Source organism: Streptomyces swartbergensis, from assembly GCF_002148965.1.
Taxonomy (GTDB): domain Bacteria; phylum Actinomycetota; class Actinomycetes; order Streptomycetales; family Streptomycetaceae; genus Streptomyces; species Streptomyces swartbergensis.
The window spans coordinates 1-3242 of sequence record NZ_NGFN01000553.1 but is presented as its reverse complement, the minus strand read 5'-3'; the positions used below and the strand labels follow the sequence as shown (position 1 = coordinate 3242).

The window sequence follows — 3242 nt, the reverse complement described above, 5'->3', positions numbered from 1 at the left end:
GTCCCGGGCTCGTGCGGGGCGGTGTCGGGCGGGATCGCGGTGTCGGCCATGACCCGCGGCCTCACTGTGCCGTCAGCTTCTGAAGGTCCCCCTGGAGGTCCTTCAGCGCCTGTGCGCTGCTCTTCTTACCGGTGAGCGCGGCGTAGACCTCGTTCTGGATCGCGGCGGTCACGTCACCGTACTGCACGACGCGCGGGCGCGGCACGGCCTTCGTGATCGACTGCTTGAGGTCGGGCAGGTACGGATACTGCTTGTCCAGGGACGCGTTGTCGTAGAGGTCGGCGTAGGGCGGGGCGAGGGAGGCGCTCTTGAGGAAGTAGGTCGCGCTCTCCTCGCTGGTGAAGAACTTCATGAAGTCCAGCGCCGTGGCCTTGTTCTTGGCGAAGGACGACAGGGCCAGGTTCGAGCCGCCCAGGCTGGAGGCGCCGGGGCCGTTGAGGCCGGGCAGGGGTGCGACGGCGAACTTGCCCTTGATGGCGCTCTTCTGGGCGAGGGAGTACACGTACGGCCAGTTGTTCAGGAAGATCAGCTTGCCTGACTGGAACGCCTGGCGGCCGTCCTCCTCCTGGTAGGTGATGGCCTCCTTGGGGATGGTCTTGTCCTTGAAGGAGTGGACGAGGAAGTCCAGGCCCTTCTTGGCCTGCGGGGTGTCGACGTCGGGCTTGCCGCTCGCGTCGACGATCTGGCCGCCGGCGGAGTTCACGGCCTCGGCGAAGTTCACCGTCAGGCCCTCGTACTTCTGGAACTGCCCGGCGTAGCAGGACATGTTCTTCGCTTCGGGCAGCTTCTTCACCTTGGCGCAGGCGGCGGTCATCTGGGCCCAGGTGGTGGGCGGTCGGGTGACGCCGGCCTTCTTCAGCAGGTCGGTGCGGTAGAACAGCAGGCCGCCGTTGGAGCTGCCGGGGACGGCGTAGAGCTTGCCGCGGTACTTGCCCGTCTCCACCACCGGCTGGAGCATCTTGCCGAGCGGGAACTGGTTCGCGGGCAGCGGCTCGATCCACTGGTGGGCGGCGAACTCCGACGTCCACACGACGTCGGTGGCGAGCACCGTGTAGGCGTCGGACTTCGTCTCCGCGTTCTGGATCATCTGCTGGCGCTGCGAGTCGGCGTCCGTCGGCAGCTGGATGAAGGTGACCTTTTCCTTGGGGTGCGCCTTGTTCCAGCGGCTGATGATCGTCTGGACGGTGCCGGTGGTGTCCTTGCCGGCGACGTACGTGATGGGGCCTCGGCCCTTGAACGACGCCGGCCCGGCCTGCGCGGACTGTCCGGAGCCGCTGCCGCCGGACGAGCCGCAGGCGGTGAGGAGGAGTCCGGCGGCGGCGAGCGCTGCGGAACACTGAATCGCTCTGGCGGTGCTGGTCTTCACTGTCTCTCCTGGTCGTGACGGACCGAAGTCATGTCTGTTCCCCCGGAATGGCTTTGGTCATGAGATTGCGTTGCCACGGCATTCCGCTGATAAAAACCCCAGTTCACAGCGGGTAGAAGGCGTCCCTCCGGGGAGACTTCGAACCTGTCGAGACAACGTTTGCACGCTAGGAGCGCTACGTTCGGAAGTCAATGCGTCATACCGTGGTAAGAAGGCAAGAAGTTGGTGAGACAGCGCTGTCACCAACTGCCGTGCACGGCAGGGTTCCTGTGCTAGCGTCCGGCCCATGCCACCAGGTCAGCGGCACCCCACGATGGCTGACGTCGCCGAACGGGCCGGGGTCTCCACCTCCACGGTCTCGCGCACCCTGCGCGGGTTGTCCACCGTCTCGCCCGAGGTCCGCGCCCGCGTCGAACGGGCCGCCCGGGAGCTGAACTTCGCGGTCTCGCGCCACGCGGCCAGCCTCGTGACGGGCAGGACGTGCAGCGTCGCGGTGCTCGTGCCCACGCTCAGTTCGTGGTTCGTGGGCGCGGCCCTGTCGGGTCTCGCGCTCGTCCTGCGGTCGGCCGGCATGGAACTGACGGTCTATGTGATCCCCGGCATGGCCGAGCGCACGGCGTTCTTCGAGCATCTCCCCGCGCGGCGCAACGCGGACGCGCTGCTGGTGTTCTCCTTCGACCTCACCGAGGAGGAGACCGCCCGGCTGGACGGCCTCGGCATGCCGGTCGTGTACGTCAGCCAGCACGTCGACGGACGTCCGAGCGTCTACGTCGACGACGTGGCCGGCGCCCTGCGCGGCACCCGGCACCTGCTCAACCTCGGCCACCGCCGGATCGCCTACGTGCGGACGGTGGGCACCGGCGGCTTCTCCTTCAGCTCGCAGGAGCGGCTGGTCGGCTACCGGCAGGCGCTGACCGAGGCGGGTCTGCCCCTGGACGACGATCTGGTGGTCGCCACCCCGGCGGGCGACAAGCGCGGCGCCGCCGAGGCGGTCGGCAGACTGCTGGGGTTGCGGGAGCCGCCCACGGCGGTCTTCGCCGAGCAGGACGAGGTGGCCGTCGCCGTCATCTGGACCCTGCGCGCGACGCGCGTCGAGGTGCCCGGGCACGTGTCCGTGGTCGGCTTCGACGACCAGCCGGTGGCCCAGTGGTTCGACCTGACCACCGTGGCCCAGTCGCCCTCGGCCATCGGCCGGGAGGCCGGCGCGCTCGCGCTGGCGCTCGTCAACGACCCCGGCGGGGACCGCCAACGGCATGTCGTGCTGCCCACCCATGTGATCCCCCGGACCACGACGGCCCCGCCGCCCGCTCCACGGAGCACAGCTGAGGAGCTGTCCCAGCTGCCGCCGGCCTGACGGAAATCGCCGCGCCCGCCTGGCACCCCCGATCTAGACTCGGCCGAAAACGAGGGGGCGGTTGCGTATGACCACCGGAGAGAACACCGTCGGGGACGTCTTCAGCGCGGGAGCGGAGGAGTTCCACAGCTGGTCCCGGGTGCTGTGGGACCCGGTCGGCGAGGCGACGGCGGACGTGGCCGCCCCGGCCGGCGGCGAGTCGGTGCTGGACGCCTGCTGCGGAGCCGGGGCGTCGGCGCTGCCGGCCGCGCGGGCCGTGGGGGCGGCGGGCCGGGTGGACGCCGTGGATCTCGCGGACGGGCTGCTGGCGATCGGGGAGCGCCGGGCGCGCGAGGAGGGCCTGGCGAACATCCGCTTCCACCGCCACGAGGTCACCTCGTGGCCCGCGCCCGGCCCCGGCTACGACATCGTGCAGTGCGGGCTCGGGGTGTTCTTCTTCCCGGACATGGACCGGGACTCGGCCGCGCTGACGCGGATGCTGCGTCCCGGGGGCCGGTTCGTCGTGACGGTCTGGGAGAAGGG

Annotated in this window: 3 protein-coding genes; 2 read left to right on the top strand and 1 reads right to left on the bottom strand. The window is 69.8% G+C overall.

From position 1 onward, the window contains the following. Positions 1–61: 61 nt before the first annotated feature. Entirely contained in the window at positions 62–1366 is a 1305-nt protein-coding gene (locus CA983_RS41935) for an ABC transporter substrate-binding protein (protein WP_086605889.1), read from the bottom strand. Between the two features lie 313 nt (positions 1367–1679). Here CA983_RS41935 and CA983_RS41930 point away from each other — a divergent pair, with 313 nt between their 5' ends. Then, complete coding sequence (locus CA983_RS41930) at positions 1680–2720, top strand: LacI family DNA-binding transcriptional regulator (RefSeq protein ID WP_086605888.1); 1041 nt, start codon at positions 1680–1682, stop codon at positions 2718–2720. A 67-nt stretch (positions 2721–2787) separates the two neighbouring features. Continuing rightward, the coding region (locus CA983_RS41925) for a class I SAM-dependent methyltransferase (protein WP_143645755.1) at positions 2788–3242 on the top strand (455 nt) is incomplete at its 3' end.